This is a genomic window from Synergistaceae bacterium (assembly GCA_012521675.1).
Taxonomy (GTDB): Bacteria; Synergistota; Synergistia; order Synergistales; family Aminobacteriaceae; genus JAAYLU01.
This window is the reverse complement of sequence record JAAYLU010000103.1, coordinates 1-15,290: the sequence shown is the minus strand read 5'-3', so window position 1 is coordinate 15,290 and position 15,290 is coordinate 1. Positions and strand designations below refer to the sequence as shown.

16 protein-coding genes are annotated in these 15,290 nt (G+C 55.7%); 6 read left to right on the top strand and 10 right to left on the bottom strand.

Annotated features, from left to right (window positions below; all coding sequences use genetic code 11):
* Positions 1 to 326: 326 nt before the first annotated feature.
* A complete protein-coding gene (locus GX181_09470; GenBank protein NLM72170.1) occupies positions 327 to 797 on the bottom strand; it encodes an Ig domain-containing protein in 471 nt (156 codons plus the stop codon).
* A 631-nt stretch (positions 798 to 1,428) separates the two neighbouring features.
* Between GX181_09470 and GX181_09465 the strand changes: the two genes are divergently transcribed.
* Together GX181_09465 and GX181_09460 are read left to right on the top strand one after the other, a co-directional pair.
* On the top strand, positions 1,429 to 1,929 hold the full coding sequence (locus GX181_09465) for a prolyl-tRNA synthetase associated domain-containing protein (protein ID NLM72169.1): 501 nt from the start codon (positions 1,429 to 1,431) through the stop codon (positions 1,927 to 1,929).
* 34 nt (positions 1,930 to 1,963) lie between these two features.
* Complete coding sequence (locus GX181_09460) at positions 1,964 to 2,728, top strand: SH3 domain-containing protein (GenBank protein ID NLM72168.1); 765 nt, start codon at positions 1,964 to 1,966, stop codon at positions 2,726 to 2,728.
* Between the two features lie 80 nt (positions 2,729 to 2,808).
* Here GX181_09460 and GX181_09455 read toward each other — a convergent pair whose 3' ends face one another.
* Positions 2,809 to 3,384 carry a GNAT family acetyltransferase gene (locus tag GX181_09455; protein NLM72167.1) on the bottom strand — a complete coding sequence of 192 codons (576 nt, stop codon included), beginning with the start codon at positions 3,382 to 3,384 and terminating at the stop codon, positions 2,809 to 2,811.
* A gap of 87 nt (positions 3,385 to 3,471) precedes the next feature.
* On the opposite strand from GX181_09455, the gene GX181_09450 reads away from it, so the two are divergent.
* Complete coding sequence (locus GX181_09450) at positions 3,472 to 3,741, top strand: cupin domain-containing protein (GenBank protein NLM72166.1); 270 nt, start codon at positions 3,472 to 3,474, stop codon at positions 3,739 to 3,741.
* Positions 3,742 to 3,767: 26 nt separating this feature from the next.
* Here GX181_09450 and GX181_09445 read toward each other — a convergent pair whose 3' ends face one another.
* The 5 genes from GX181_09445 to GX181_09425 form a co-directional block, all read right to left on the bottom strand.
* Positions 3,768 to 4,145, bottom strand: coding sequence for a pyridoxamine 5'-phosphate oxidase family protein (locus tag GX181_09445; protein ID NLM72165.1), 378 nt, complete (start codon positions 4,143 to 4,145; stop codon positions 3,768 to 3,770).
* Positions 4,146 to 4,176: 31 nt separating this feature from the next.
* Complete coding sequence (locus GX181_09440; GenBank protein NLM72164.1) at positions 4,177 to 4,968, bottom strand: SDR family oxidoreductase; 792 nt, start codon at positions 4,966 to 4,968, stop codon at positions 4,177 to 4,179.
* A gap of 102 nt (positions 4,969 to 5,070) precedes the next feature.
* On the bottom strand, positions 5,071 to 7,428 hold the full coding sequence (locus tag GX181_09435; GenBank protein NLM72163.1) for a DUF2357 domain-containing protein: 2,358 nt from the start codon (positions 7,426 to 7,428) through the stop codon (positions 5,071 to 5,073).
* Between the two features lie 17 nt (positions 7,429 to 7,445).
* Positions 7,446 to 9,338: a DUF3578 domain-containing protein gene (locus tag GX181_09430; protein NLM72162.1), complete on the bottom strand. Its 1,893-nt coding sequence runs from the start codon at positions 9,336 to 9,338 to the stop codon at positions 7,446 to 7,448.
* A gap of 85 nt (positions 9,339 to 9,423) precedes the next feature.
* Positions 9,424 to 9,567: a hypothetical protein gene (locus GX181_09425; protein NLM72161.1), complete on the bottom strand. Its 144-nt coding sequence runs from the start codon at positions 9,565 to 9,567 to the stop codon at positions 9,424 to 9,426.
* Between the two features lie 186 nt (positions 9,568 to 9,753).
* Here GX181_09425 and GX181_09420 point away from each other — a divergent pair, with 186 nt between their 5' ends.
* Genes GX181_09420 through GX181_09410 form a run of 3 tightly spaced genes read left to right on the top strand, consistent with a single transcriptional unit; the run spans position 9,754 to position 11,480 of the window.
* On the top strand, positions 9,754 to 10,260 hold the full coding sequence (locus tag GX181_09420) for an O-acetyl-ADP-ribose deacetylase (GenBank protein NLM72160.1): 507 nt from the start codon (positions 9,754 to 9,756) through the stop codon (positions 10,258 to 10,260).
* A complete protein-coding gene (locus tag GX181_09415) occupies positions 10,241 to 11,077 on the top strand; it encodes a hypothetical protein (GenBank protein ID NLM72159.1) in 837 nt (278 codons plus the stop codon). Before GX181_09420 ends, GX181_09415 begins: the two co-directional genes overlap by 20 nt.
* Before the next feature lie 4 nt (positions 11,078 to 11,081).
* Positions 11,082 to 11,480 (top strand): restriction endonuclease, encoded by a 399-nt coding sequence (locus GX181_09410; protein NLM72158.1) that lies wholly within the window; start codon positions 11,082 to 11,084, stop codon positions 11,478 to 11,480.
* 133 nt (positions 11,481 to 11,613) lie between these two features.
* Here GX181_09410 and GX181_09405 read toward each other — a convergent pair whose 3' ends face one another.
* The 3 genes from GX181_09405 to GX181_09395 form a co-directional block, all read right to left on the bottom strand.
* Entirely contained in the window at positions 11,614 to 12,144 is a 531-nt protein-coding gene (locus GX181_09405; protein ID NLM72157.1) for a SufBD protein, read from the bottom strand.
* A 68-nt stretch (positions 12,145 to 12,212) separates the two neighbouring features.
* Positions 12,213 to 12,938 (bottom strand): DUF1311 domain-containing protein, encoded by a 726-nt coding sequence (locus tag GX181_09400; protein ID NLM72156.1) that lies wholly within the window; start codon positions 12,936 to 12,938, stop codon positions 12,213 to 12,215.
* Positions 12,932 to 14,890 carry a DUF2207 domain-containing protein gene (locus GX181_09395; GenBank protein NLM72155.1) on the bottom strand — a complete coding sequence of 653 codons (1,959 nt, stop codon included), beginning with the start codon at positions 14,888 to 14,890 and terminating at the stop codon, positions 12,932 to 12,934. The genes GX181_09400 and GX181_09395 overlap by 7 nt, the downstream gene beginning before the upstream one ends.
* Positions 14,891 to 15,290 lie beyond the last annotated feature (400 nt).

Here is a 15,290-nt window from a genome sequence, read left to right as displayed (position 1 = left end):
AGTCCTCATTTGAAATCCGAGAACCGCAGCGGTGAAGGGTCTCATAGACACAGCCCAGCTGTCATCCTCGACTACCATTGTCCGCTCGTCATCCCGACGGCCAACGGGAGGAGGGATCTCAAGCCGGAAAGCGTCGAGTTCCCTTGTCGCTTAGCTTGTTTGTAACGACGGAATTTGGGTGGTCCAGATCAGTGGAGGTTGCAGAAAGTGTGAGCCGCGGAGGCACGGATTGCCCCGCAGGAAAAGCCGCCCGGCGTCGCGCGGCGAGTGAAAGGGCAGTCGCCTTGACGGGGCGACGGAGTGTCACCCCGTCAAGGCGACTCGAATCATCTTCTAAAGAACAGGCACACCAGAGGCAGCACAAGAAGAAGCGCCGCGGGAGTTGAAGCCGAGGTTGAACAACCGCCGACGAAGTCCAGCCAGCCGTCCCTGACCTCCATCTCGCACTCGGCCACGTAGCCGCCGTCCTCCGTGGTGGCGCTGATTATCGCGATGCCCCTTCTGATGCCGACTACTATTCCCGTCCGGGAGACCGAGGCGATGTTGCGGTTGGACGTGCTCCAGTAGACCTTCTTGTTGGTGGCGTTCTCGGGCGTGATATAGGCGATGAGGTGGCGCGTCTCGTCGACGATGACGTAGGACGAGGCGTGATTAAGCACTATGCCCTCCACCCTGATCTCCCTGTCCAAGACCTCTACGTCACACTCGGCTCTGTGTCCGCCATCGCGGGTGACGACCCTGACGAAGGCGCGCCCCGGCTTCAGAGCGCTGACGACGCCTTCCTGATTCACCGCCACCGTGGACGGATCGGACGACTCCCAATCAACGTCCTGGTTCACGGCCGTCTCCGGGAACACCTCGGCGGTCAGGCTTCGGACGGCTCCCCGACCGAGCACCAGGGACTCGGGAGTCAAACGCACGGCGGCCGCACGGCGTGGGTTTGAGTTCTCGATCACCGTCAAACGGCAGGATGCCATGAAGACCAAGTCCGATCCGGAGGGGGTAAAGTGCGCGTTAACCGTGGCGGTTCCCGGACGCCATGCGCGCACAGTCGCAGCGTGCCCCTGCGCGTCAGGTGCAATATCCGCTATCCGGGAGTCGCTCGTATCCCACCATATCTCTCCGGAATGCCTGGTCTCGGCATGGATCTCGAAGCTCCTCCCGACCTCGGTCCTCGCCCGGTCCCGGTCTAGCCAGATCTCTCCGTTCGCAGACGCGACCAGGGGAGCGACGAAATGCAACAGCAGCGTCAGCAGGACTAGTTTATTTAATCTTCTCATGAGATTACCTCCGTTTTTCGTAATGTGCTTCTCGATTGAAAGCCTTCTTCGTGAGCATAATTATAACCCTTCGTGCTCTTTTCTCTGCGATATAATAACAAGAGCCATAAACAGGAGGAGTGACAAAATGAGGAACAAAGAGGAGAAGATGGAGTCCCGCCGTGCCATCCTGGAGGAGTTGAACAAGATGGGGATCCGGTACGAGCTTATCGAGCACGAAGCCGCCTACACAGTCGAGGACATGGACAGGATCGGCTTCGCGGAGGACGTGACCATCTGCAAAAACTTGTTCGTGCGGGACCAGAAGAAGAAGCCCAACCACTGGCTGGTTGTACTGCACAAGGACAAGCGCGCGGATCTGGACAGCTTGGCCGATCAGCTGGGTACGAAGCACTTGAGTTTCGCCTCCGCCGACAGGCTCAAGAGATACCTGGGCCTGGCTCAGGGAGAGGTGACGCCGCTTGGAGTCCTTAACGACACGGACCGCGCCGTAACGGTGGCATTCGACAGCGACCTGAAGGAGCTGGACCGCATCGGCGTTCACCCGAACGACAACACGGCAACTCTGTACATCTCGTTCGCCGACGTGCTGCGTTTCGTCACAGAGGGCGGCAACGTCGTAAAATACGTCACCGCGCGTCGACAGTAGGCGATGCAGCTCATGGATAAAGGGGGTTATTGGCGTGCAAAAGTCTTCAAGGCATGTTTTAGCCTTTTTTGTTTTTCTCGCTGTGCTGACTGCCACCGCAGGCGCTTTATTCTGCTCGGATTCTCCCACGAGGGAGGAGCTGATTGAAAAACCCGCAGCGGGAACGGTCGCGGGGAAAGACGTCAACGTCCGAGACCGTCCCTCGACCAAGGGAAAGGCCCTCGGAAGGCTGGGAGAGGAAGGATACTGGGAGGAGCTCGTCGTGATCGACGCGGCCGATGGAGAGGACGGGGAGACCTGGTACAGGGTGCTATCCGAGAAGCTGGGAGAAGGATGGATTCACGGTCGCTTCGTCGGTTTCGAGGGGCTCGACGACCCGATCTGGCGCTTGACCATGGCTATTCGCAGGGATTTCGGCACAAGCCCCGAGATGACGGAGCGGCTGCTGGGGAAGCCGCTGAGCAAGGAGAGCGAGGCCTTCCGGCCGGAGGACTGGCCGTGGCCGGAGGATGTGACGTCTGTCGAACTGCGCTACCAGGGAGGAAGCGTTGTCTTCTGGATCATACGAGGCGTGCCCTTTCTTGTCGAAGCGGACTTCGAGGAGGGCGTATCGTTCGGTCCGATCTCCTTCGGCGACGATTCCGACAGGGTGGAGAGTCTGTTAGGGCAACCGCACGATGTGTGGAACCGGGTCTGGACTTACCACACCGGCATGCGGCGGGTGCTCGTCGGCTTCGGCATGATCGAGGGCGGAGAGCCCGTGGTGGACCGCCTGATCTTCGAACGGGACCCATACTAAGAACCGCTTCGCGTAAAGTTCCGCGGCGGGGGAGGGCCCGTAGGCAGGAGAGAGGCCTTGCGGACCCGCCGCCCTGGCGTTCAGTCCAGCCTGGTCCCGGGGACCGGCCTGCTCATGTCGTAGCCGAGCTCGTAGTACGTGTTGTTGTTGAACTCGAAGGTCTTGATCAGTTCCATACCGACCTTCCTGACGTGCGCTTCGTAGGAGCGAGGGTTGATCGTGTTGATGAACGTGATCATCACGGGCCATCGGTCCGCCATCTGCCTGCGCGAATGCTCGAAGATGTGCTCCAGCACTCCCCTCCCTCTGTACTCGACATCGATGCAGACGGGGCCGTACTGGTAGGAGTTCTCGGTTGACAGCACTCGCCCCAGGTACTCTATGTTCGGCAGGTCGGCTATCATGTGCTGGAACAGGGGCCACTCTTTCCAGTACTCCCAGGACGCGGCCATGGCGTAGGATACTATCCGGTCGCCGTCACACGCCACCGCGAGGCCGTTCTCCCGCTCGATCAGGGACGTGAACTGCTCGTGAGTGAACAGGGTGGTGACGAAGCCGTCGGCCTTGTCCTCCTCCCGTATCGTCGTTATGTGATAGCGACTCTGGAGGTCGCTGACCCCTGCGAGATCATCCGTGGTGGCGTTTCTGTAAATTATCATTATTGCTCCTCCCTGACGCTCGTGATAAGCTTTTGTGAAACAGTGGGAAACCCCTCCGGCATAATACACCAAAGGAGGCCGCAAATGGACACCGAAGCGCTTAAAAAAGACATAGTGACGAACGTCTACCACATCGACCGGGACAAGAAGGTCCCGCTGCACAAGCACGACAAGCACGACGAGATCTTCTACTGCGTCGCGGGCGCGGGCTTCGGAGTGTTGGAGGACGACGAGGTGAACCTAGAAATCGGTGGAGTGTTCAACGTCCCCGCCGGGACCATGCACGCACTGCGGTCGGACGCCGACCTATACGTGGCCTCGTTCCTGATCCCGATTGTCGAGCAAGGAGAGTAAGGGCGGCTTGCTCAAGGAACCTCTGCCTACAGCGTCTGCGTCGCCTCCACCACGGTCACGACGAGTGCGGCGCGCGCCCAGGGAAATTCGGCCTTGAGCGTGTCGAACTCCGGCCCCTCCTTGACGAAGGCGGCGGTTCCCTTCACCAGGAAACCCGTTCCCTTGTACTTCTTCCCCTGCACCTCGCGGTTGCAGATGCTCAGCATGACCCTGTCGTCCCTCTGCGCGTTGCGCTCAGTCTCGGTCATGCCGCCGACCGGGATGATCAGCTTTCCGTCCTCGGTGGTCCGCACGTAGCTGTTCCACGAGTTCACCAAGTGAGGCCCGTCCTCCCCCCGAGTGACGATCGAAAGAGCCGCGTCCGGCGGGGTTTTGATCACCTCGATCAGTTTTTCGTCGATCATCTTCAACTCTCCCTTCAAGATCGGCCGCGCCCTAGGGAACGGCGCGCAGCATGCCGCCGTCCGCTATTACGGTCTGTCCGGTGATGTAGGTGTTTGCCCCGGAGCCGAGGAAGACGGCCAATCTGCCGTACTCAGCCGGGTCGCCGTAGCGCCCGAGGGGAATTCTGGAGAAGGACTCGGCGCTGACCTCCTCAAAGGTCAGTCCCTTCCTCTTCGCGAGGGCCATGTCGAGCTGCCTGATCCTCTCCGTGTCGAAGCGCCCGGGACCGATGGCGTTCACCAGTATGCCATGGGGGGCCAGTTCGGACGCCAGGGTCTTCGTGAGGCCGATCACGCCGAGGCGGAAGGTGTTCGACAGGATAAGGTTCTCCAGCACCTCTCTGACTGACGAGGACGTGGAGTTCACAATCCTTCCCCACCCTTTCTTCTTCATCAATGGCAGTACTTCCCTGATGGCCCTCACGTAGCTCAATAGGGTTAGTTCGAAGGCGTCCATCCAGGTTTTGTCGTCGAAGTCCTCGAATGTCCCGGCTGGAGGCCCTCCCGCGTTGTTCACCAGCACATCCACGGCGCCGGACTCCTCAGCGGCGAAGGCGACAAGCCTAGCTATGTCCTCCGGCTTCGTTATGTCGCAGGGGATGTGCCTGGGCCGGCGGCCGGAGAGTTTCTCCAACTCGACCGAGGCGTCCGCCAGCCTGTCGGCATCCCTTCCCGTTATAACCACCGAGGCGCCCTCCTTGAGGAACTCCCCCGCCATTGCCTTTCCCAAGCCCGAGCTTGAGGCAAGCACCAGCACTGTCTTGTCCGCAAGTCCGAAATCCATGACTATCCCTCCTTTGTGTCACTGTCGGAATAATATAGCACAAGGCAAGACCTTTAAGCGTCCACTCCTCTTCCAATGCAAGAAGAAACCGATCAGCGCCTGCTAATAGATATCCAGTTGGAACTCATCGCTCTGACAGACCTCAGTTTTCTTTCTCAAAAAGGCATACCTGTCGGGCAAGTCCTTCCACTCTCGTGAGTTCATGATGTCTCTTGCCCCGGTCAGCATAAAACGGAACCCACGCACTCCGGGGACTTCGAGGGGCACGGGAAGTCTCCTTGAGGGCCCCAGCTCAAACAACCAGTAAGGGTTATCGTTGGAAGGCTCGACTCTCCCCGCCTGTTCGGCAGTTAGCTCGCTTCTTTTTACACACCTAACGGACAGGACATCATAGATATACTCAATACGCCTGCCTCTTAGCCCTAGATATGATACCGCCACGGCGCAGTAACGAACCTCCCGCATGGCGTTCCTTGAGACCTTGTAGTTTTCAGCAGTACTTACCGGAAGATGATACCAAAGGGCATTTCCGTGAATAAACCTGGTGGAATATTCTGTATTCCTCGTGTTCCTACCCGGCATGGACACAACCAGCGCTAAGTCGCCGTAGCGGGACAGCGAAAGGCCTGTGGGAGCAATCCTAACAGAGTCTTTAAGTAGATGAGCGTCTGGTTCAGCCGAGGCGGGCCCAAGTATTCCACTCATAAATGCACGGAACCAGCGGTTTTCCCTTCCGGGTAAAAATGGGAACCCTCCTATGCCTACCTCCTGAATGGCCAGTCCATATGGATTCCCTTCCACTTCGTTTTCCAACCATCCGGGATAGAGTACGAAGGCTCCAATTATGGGACGAGACTTCTCTTTAGCACCGTCTTCTGACGAAGACAGATAAACCAGCGCATCTCTGTAACGGTGCATCTGGTTTAAGGCGTCATCAGGGATAAGGTCAACTTCGCCCTTTGTGTTTGAGATGCGATATTTCGCGTCGAAAACCCATCTAATAACTTTGCCATCGTTGAAATCAACCTCCATCAGGATGTCTGGCTTCTGGACCGTAACCCATGAGTAGATCGCATTTATCCTATCGTTTTTTGGGCTGCTAAAGACAGGCTCATGAGATAGACGGACAGTCAACCCGTCCGACCTGTTGAAAACAAAGGCTATTCCACCCCCATCGGCCAATTCTTTTTCAAAAAAGGATCTTCTTAGTTCTGGTTTAAACCAGGTCTCCTCTTGAAAACCAAGATCGTACAATATGTTTCGTATCTCTAGGAGGCACCAGATCTCATATAGTTCTGCAACTGATTTCATCGATATCGAGGCCGTCCGTCCAAAAAAGTCAAGATACAGTTTTAATTCCTGCCAAATCCGATAGACTTTTGAATATCCCAATCTCTTTTGCAGAACTGGCGACTCTTGACGAAAACCCCGGTGGTCACCGACAGCACGAAAAAGTGGATTCGATAATAGCTCCTTTAAAACCGAGATCCATTGGTCAATCTCCGCAAAAAAATAAGGACTCAATCTGCCGGCCCCATCACCTGCATAGTGGCCTTGCATTCCTCTCGTGAATGACCGAAGGCTTTCCATGCTCTTTGAAAGAACCATCTTTACAAACCTGTTTTCAGGGGTGTCAACCGTGATTGAACGGGTGTCAATCCTGTACCGGTGTCGCTTCTCCCCGGAAAACACCTCCTCAGCCGCCCGCTCTTCCAGCCTGTGCGGCATATGTCCCTTAATACGGTCCAGCAGATAAAGTCGCTCTCGGGAGATAAGCCGTGAGTGCGGCGACCGTAGAATTACCTTTACTGCCCCCTCAAGCTCGCCCCTAAGAGAACGAAACATGGCGAGCCAAAACAAAGGAAAGCGCTCGTGAGGTTTTTTCGATGCAGCAAGCTCCCACTCCGTCTTTTGCACGAATGAAAAACGCCATAGGGGGTAAACCGCGTCCACCATGAGTGACATCTGGTCGAGGTCTTCTTTCATATCCATTTTTGTGGGAAAGACCTCAAAGGCAAGGAAATGCTCAATTGGACGTTTCCCCACAAAGAAGCGCAATCCCAGGCGAAACATACCAATATCGTTCCCAAAATTTATGCTGCCTCGTAAATATCTGCCGGATAAATGAAATGCTTCGGCGACAGAGATATACCGATGTAAAACTCGAGGTTCTGGAGAGAGAGCAACTGGGTCGTCAAAAAGAAAATTGAACTCATACAACTTATTCTCAAAAAACATGGGGCTTTCTATCCTGACCAAGCCACTATCAAGAGCATCAGTCGAAATGGGAACCGTGACCTCGGCAACTGCATCAGGGGGCAAAAAACAAATCTCGGAACCCGGAAGCGGCTTCCCTCTCCTTTCGAGAGTGCGCTGTAGATACCTTACCGCGGCATCGTTATCCCTGGTCCATACATTTAGTTTCCAGTATTTACCGACAATAGAAAGGATATCTGGCATTGCAAGGCCTCGTCTCTTTAAGGCCAAAAACTCGTAAAACCGCTTGTTTTAAGGCGATTCTCCATCCACATGAGCTTCCTCTTCGAGCGACAATCTACTAGCGGACGGGCATCATTCTTATTGTTAATTCTAAGAAAGTCCTCCCTCTTGCCATCCCATATTACCGAAAGTTCAATACTCAGTATCTCGAAAAGTTCAGTCAACAAGCTCTTTTCTCCGTCGGAGGCCAGCGTATCAGCATCTCCTTCGATTCTCGGAAGAACCTTGGCCATCAAGAAATCGTCCCAAGAGGCTTGAAGCAAGCGGTCATATTCGGGGTGAAAACTCAGCACCAAGGAGAAAGCCTCGTTCAATGCCCTATAGGCAAGTTCGAAAGGGGTTCCTGCTAGAACGCGATTGACTACGGTCAAAAAGTTAATTGTCTTTTTCCCATCGGGGTCCGCCTTAACAGATGACAGGTCGATCTTTTGCACGTGGGTGATTATCGGAATTCCAAGCGGCCGGAAGGACGTGGGTTGCTCGAAGAATTCATTGAAATCGTTGGGGAAAAACTCGCCAAAATCCAAAGTCAACGCCCTGTCGATAACTTTACGAGAGAAGCTGTGGGTGGTCTCATCCATGTTAACCGTTCCGGCCACTATGAGATTGGGGGGCAGGGGAATGCCTTCCAAAACATCTATAAAGAAATCCCTGAGCCCTTCTTCCTTTGGTCCGTCACCCGAGAGGTCGACTTCGGTCCAGAACTCGGCTAGCCCTTCTTCATCCAGCTGGTGTAGTACCGCAGATTTTAGAAGCGGGTCGCAGAAGTACCCTCCTTCGGACCATTCCCTGGTCTCCAACACAGAGAGATAGTCCGCGAAATACTGCTCCACCGGCGCGAGATTCATCTCGTCCAGGCAGAGCCAATAGGGAACCATATCATCGATCTTCTTCCACGATATGCGCCCCTCGGAGAACGATGCCACGGCATCTTTCCATGCGGACACCAAAAAGCGGAGAAAGTCCGTCACCACGTACCTCGGCCCTTGGCGACCCAAGCGCGAGATATACCCCAGAAGATCAGAAGGTTCATGCCAATCTGGACGTACCGATACAAGGCAATAGTTCTGCAGGTTGATGCCGTGCATCTCTGCTTGTTTTCGGACAAAACGCGTCTTTCCTACCCCGGAGATTCCGGCCAAAAGAAGGAAGGGCTTGGGAAGAGGGGTAGAAAGATGTGTTTTTTCTACAGCAGCATCTGAAGAATGCCCAACGGACGTAACTCTTCTCTCCTGTAAACCCGGAGTTTTCGCAGTCTCGCTCAAAACCTCTGATATCAGTGACTCGGACTGCTTATAGGTATCGACGAGGAAAAGCAGATCATGGGAAAGTTCCTCCTCGGACGGGATGGCATTTGCAGAATAAAACCTCGCCTGTATGTTGGCTTCTTCGTAGGTTTTACTCAGTTGAGTATTCGGTTTTAAATCAATCACATCCAACCCCCAACCCTTGAGGGCGGGAATGCGCTCCCTGCATTCATTCTTAACTCGGTCAATCTGATCCTTGGCCTTGTCGGTACCGAGTATTTGTCTTGGCTTGCTGGTACCTTGAATTAAAGACAGATAAACCCCTGTTCCGTCCGAGCAAAACAGAAAAACCGGATAGATTCCTCCTTGCGTATTTTTTGTAATCCTTGGATTTAAAATTGAAAGCCAAGGTACGTCTGCCCAATTACCCTTACCAGGACTGCTTTGTATAGTAAAATCCGAAACCCTTTCTCCTAGCACTTGTCTGATAAGTGCAGGGAACTCATACCGAATAAATAAAGCTAAAGGATGTTCTTTAAAACGACTAGCCTTGGCAGAAGGCAGTTCATCAGAAATTTTTTTTAACGCTCCCCTAAGTGTCTTATTTTCACTTGTTTGGTCCACAAGTCTCACCTGCTTTGAATTATTACCTCAAAATATTATCGAAACATACAATTTTTTATGTCAGCACCCGGCATTACCGAGTCTATTACATGCCGTGGTTGAGTATGTCCAAGTGTCTAGTGTAGCAGAACAGGCGGTTTCGTTTACGGGCAGTCAGCTCCTTGACTATTCCCAGACGCTGCGGATGGGCCAGCACCTTGTTCACCGTCGCGGGCCAGACTCCTGCCATCTCAAAGAGCGAGCGGTCGAGAGGATCGTCTCGATTCTATAATTAGTAGCGGCTTTATTTTAGCATGTCTGAGAAATCCAAAATAACCCGCGCTGAAAAAAACCTAGGCGGCTTCTATGTGCCACAGCGTCAACCCGCGTAGTCGCACTTGTTGTTATAATGGTTTACACTTCCAGATCAAGGAGGATGATCGCGATGCTTTCGGTGATCAAGGCGGATATAACAACTTTGCAGGTGGATGCCATCGTCAACGCGGCCAACAACTCGTTGTTGGGGGGCGGCGGGGTCGACGGCGCGATCCACCGAGCGGCGGGGCCTGAACTTCTCGAGGAGTGCAGGAAGCTGGGCGGCTGCGCGACGGGCGACGCAAAGCTCACGAAGGGCTACCGGCTTCCGGCCAAGTTCGTGATCCACACGGTGGGTCCCGTCTGGCACGGCGGAACCAAGGGCGAGCCAGAACTTCTCGCCTCCTGCTACCGTCGCTCTCTCGAGGTGGCCGAGGAGGCGGGCGTGAAGTCGATCGCCTTCCCCGGTATCAGCACGGGTGTATACGGCTACCCGGCGGACCAGGCGGCGGAGATAGCGGTGGGTACGGTCCGCAAGACGCTTAAGACCTGTCCGGGGATCGAAAAGGTCGTGTTCTGCTGCTTCTCCGACAGGGACAGGGAGATATATGAGCGACTTCTCGGGTGAGGGGTTCGATAACGGGGATGCCTCCGTCGTCTTTCTCCATAAGGACTTCGACGAGCTGAGGGGCGATGTTGAAAGGCTCCGGACGGAGCTCTCGACGCTTGTTCTCGAGCGGGACGAGCTGCTTCTGGTCGAGTGCAGGAACATCGAGACTGCGTACATGCTCTCCATCGGTGTGCTTGAGTACAAGGCGTACGAGATAGAGTGCGCCGTGCTGCGGCTGAAGAGAAAGCTGGAGCTGAATCAGGCGAAGATAAACCGGCAGGAGAAAGTCGTCCTGTCAGAGATCGAGGACCATCTGGATGCCGCGTTCGCGGAGTACCGGGAGAGGCTGAAGGAGCAGCTCGAGAAGATGAACAACGCCATCGAGCAAAGCCAGGGGACGCCGCTCTCGGACGACGAAGTCCACGAGCTGAAGAAACTATATCGAGTGATTATCAAGGCGCTGCATTCCGACCTCCACCCGGATCAGAGCGACGCCAAGTCGCGGCTTTTTCAGAACGCTGTGCTAGCGTACGGCAATGGAGATTTGGACGGCCTGCGCATCATCGAGGCCATGATTGCCGGGGAGTCGCCACTTGGCGAAACGCCCGACGCGACCGAGCTGCTGATGAAGGAGAAAGACCGGCTCTCGGACCTTGTCCGGAAGGTGAAGGACAGGATAACGGAGATCAAGTCTGAGTATCCGTACACGATGAAGCGCATCGTTCAAAGCCCGGAGATGACTGAGGCGCGCAAGGCGGAGCTTCAAGAGCGCATCGAACGTTTGCGGGAGACATTGGCCGCGTATGGCGCGAGGGTCGACAAAATGCTGAGGTGAGCTCATGTCCGAAATTGTGAAGAGCGAAGACGGCGACCTGGTCGGATTGCTGCACGGCAAGGGCGGCGGACTGGCCATAGGAAAGCCGTTTGAAAGGGACATCTTCCTGTTCGACACGCACGTCGCCGGGACAAGCCACGTGGAGGGGATCGAGGAGCTTGCGCCGCACCTGAACGAGGGCGACAGGCTGAACTTCTTCCGCGAGCCGGACAATCCCCACGACAGCCGTGCGATAGTCGTTAGAAACTCGGACGGCGTCAAGATCGGCTACGTGCCGAAGGCGGACAACGCGGTCTTCTCACGCCTCATGGACGCAGGCAAGCTCTTGTTCGGCAGGATCGCCGGCAAGCAGATGCAAGGAAGCTGGCTGAAGATCGACATGCAGGTGTTTCTGCACGAATAGGCACCGCGCGGCGCTTATTCTTTGTCCGCAATGAGGCGAACAGGGCAACACCAACATCATCCCGAGCGAAGCCCCTTCCGTCATTCCAAGCATCTTTCATCTGCCATCCCGAGGCAAGTTTTGCCGAGGGATCTCAGGAGCAGAGCGGCTTGCCCCTCGGGGTCCCTCCTCTTGATGAGGACTTCTTCAAGAGGCCTGGGGTCGTCCGTCGAGGAGGCGGAAGGCTGTTAATTCTGTCGATTGCAAGTGACACATCCTTGCGAACGAGACTTTGCATGCTTTCAGGATAGTTCGTGTCAAGGGCTTGTTCAAGAGCTCTTAAAATATCCGCCCTCAAGTTTGGCTTGCACCGCGCTAGATCGGGCGTCCGTTTGATGGCCTGCCTCGCGGCAATGGGCTTCGGGTCGCGGAGAATTTTCAGTATACGATCGATGTTCTCGTCGACTTTGCAGTCCTCGTCCCATCGAGCGTTTGCTACGGTCATGACGAAGCCGCGCGTTCTGACATAGGAGCTCTCGTGTTCGAGCATCTTCAGGAATTCATCGAAGTATTCGTACACCGCATTCGAGGACACACTCAGCGCCTCTAGCCGCCCGAGGCTTTCATACGCAAAACCCGCATCCTTGCTTAACAAGGCGGTTATCAGCTCCTGAATATCCTGCATTTCTTTCACCTGCCCTGTCGAGGCATTACCTCCGGAACCGACATGTACGCCGCTGTCTGCTCGGGTCCTTACGTCCTGGGCAGCAAAAACGCGCTTTGCAGGTTTTTGACCAGACTTTCCAGCGTCTTCAGCCGGGCCGCGTCCATCTCAAAACGTGTGCGACGCACGAAGGCATCGTCGTCTGTCTTTCCACGGAACCACGCGATGAAGGCGACCTCCTCCTCCCTGTGTTTCTCCCACAGGCGAAGATTCCGAGCGGTGTCGCTTTTGTATCTCCCGCCCAGAGCGCTGCCTATCATCTCGTGGCGCTTGCCGATCAGCAAGTCATCTAATGGCTCGTCCACAGCGATCCCATCGGCAAGTACCTCTCCCTCCCGGCGCTCGTCGACATAGGCAGCTATCTCCAGCGCCCTTTCCCTGAACAGGTCCATCCTAGCCGTGGCGCCGTGGACAAGCCACACCTTTCCGCCGTCGAGATTATCGTATATCGCCATGTGGATGGCCGAGAGGAGTTTCGATTCGGCCTCCGCCCACTGCTCCCAGGCATCTTGGCCGTTTCGCAGAAGGAGCTGCCCGTCCTTCGGCAGCATGTCCATCAGCTCGTCACAAGAGCGTCCTAGCTCCTCCCTCCACTTTTCTCTTACAGCGTCCACGCACTCGATGGTTTTCCAGGTGTCCTCCCCGTCACGCTTGCACTTCTCCAGCTCGGCGTCCAGCGGATGAGTTGCTGCACTGCACGCGAAACAGAAACATAACGACAGTAGGCCGAGGGCAACGGCTCTTTTCACTACCATCCGCTTCCGCCTCCACCACCCCCGCCGCCTCCTGAGGATCCTCCCCCATCGCTACCGGACTGCCGCGTCCCCGAGGAGACGGCGCTCGAGAAGCCACTGGCGAACGCAGCCACACCCGCAGCCGAAGTGAAGGCGTTCAGGTCGCCACTGTACCACGAGGGATCGTACCCTGCGGAAGCAAGGACGTTCTGGAAGCGGTTCGCCCATGTCTCGGCTACGTCGAGGGAAAAGGCATAAGGCAACAGTTTTTCGAAGAGCTTCGGCGTCTCGTCGGGGGGCAACGACTCCAATCGGTGCTTCTCAGCCGCCGTTATGAACATTCTAAGCCCTTCGATACTCTCGTTGAGGCGCGTCCCCTCCTCTGTCCGGACCTTGAGAAGCTGCTTGAAGACCAGGAGGACACCCACGGAGAGTAGAGACCCCAACAGGCCTATCGCATCCTCGAAACCTCCCTCGAACAGGCCACCATACCACAGGAAGAATGTGAACAGTATAAACAGTCCCGGGAAAATGAAACGCAGCAGTATCTTCGTCGAAAACCGTCCCTTGCCGGAGGGCACGGGGATCGATAGGGGCACCAGCAGGAAGGAAGCAGCCAAGAACGGGATGACGAAGTCCGCTCTGACGAAGCCTGAGGTGATAGTCAACAGGAACATCGACAGGGCGTAGATTTCAAAAAGGGCCGCCCCTATGAGCCACTTGCCCAAGTTGGTGGATAGAAGGGGCTTGCCCCTCTGTTTGAAGCTCTTGACCATCCGGTTGAAGGCGTCCATGAGGACGGGAGCATCCGCGCTGGAAAGGTGGACCTCCGTGCGCGTGGCACCGAAGAGGTCCTCCGTGATCCTTCTCTCCTCGTCGGTCAATCCGGCATCGTTCATCCTGTCGCGGTCGAGGCGGAGTCTGAATGATTTGCCCGCGAGCTTCGAAAGAAGCTTCAGCGCGGACTCGGCACCCGCAGGAAGAGTCTGGGCCTTTGGAATTTCTCCGGGGATGAAGCCGGTCTCCTGGATGGTCAGGGCGCCCTTGACCGCAATTCCCAGGATCATCGCGGCGAAGGACCTGTCGTCGATCATCATGGTCCGTACATACCGAGCGAATCCCGCCTCGACTCCCTCCGGCGGGGTGAACAGCGGAATTGCCGGCCTTGATTCCGGATCCCGGCCCCATTTCCACCAGAGGATGAACATGACCGCCAGCAGCAAAATCGGCATTCCAAGGTGGATCGCCATGACGGTGCCTCTGCCGAGCAATTCCACGGGTGGCGCAGGTTCCGCGGGAGGTGAGACGATGCCCTTGGGCCAGGTGAAGACCACGGTGAACCCGGTTCCAGGAACGAAGGGTTTCGAAGATTCGACAGTCATGTCCGGAAGCGCCCGTGCATCCCGCCCTTTCTCACCGGCCTCTCCGGTGTAAAACTCGACCGAGGAAAAGCCCTCGCCGTATTCCCTCCCCGGTAGCCTTGCCCTGAAGGACGCCTGTTCTATGACGAAGGACCAGTCGTCGCCGGTGACGTTCCAGTAGAGCTCGTCGTGCTCCGTGAAAAACCCCAGCTGCCCCGACGTCCGGTAGCTTATTTCAAATACATGCTCGCCCGGGGGAAGCAGCTTTTCCGGGTCTCCAAGGCGGAATTCAATCCGCTCTCCTGCCCTGCTGACCTGTACCTCCACGGGGTTTCCATCCAGTAGGGCGGAGACCAGCTCTAGCGGCGCCCTGCGCCTCGTCCCTTCGCCGTCGGTGAAGTCGGTGGGGATGGACCTGATTATCCCTCTTTTTATCTCTTTCCCCTCTGCTACGATAGAGATTCGTTCCGTTACCACCAGCGAGGCGTCTTCTCCGATCTCGGCAAAGACTTCGAAGTTGGTTATCCTCTCCTCCGCGGCGAGCGGACTGGCTGAAAGGCAGAGGCTCAACGCAAATATCACGATAATAGGCAGACTAAAGGCTCTTTTCATGATTCTCACCTCTCTGTCAATAGCATAGCGCCACGGCGACAAGCATTTGTATGGTCGAGCAAGCGCTGTTTTCCCAGATAATCACCGGGGCTTTCTCAACGCGAGCAGCATTATATTATGATGGATAACGCCGCCATCATATAAATCCTTGCCCTACAACAACCTATCATTTGAGTCCCCCCTTTTTTAACAGTGCAAACATTCACCGTACCGTCGAGACAACATAGCACAAGGCGGTTCTATTTGCCAGTCGAAAACTTGTTCGCATAGACGATCATACTTGTTGTGTCGAAAACAAGGAGGCTCTCTGAGGGAAAAAAGACATGCGGGCCGATGCCAAAGGGTGGCGATCGGCCCGCATGCAGGCGGCGTTGCGATTTCCAATTGTCAGTGGTGGAGG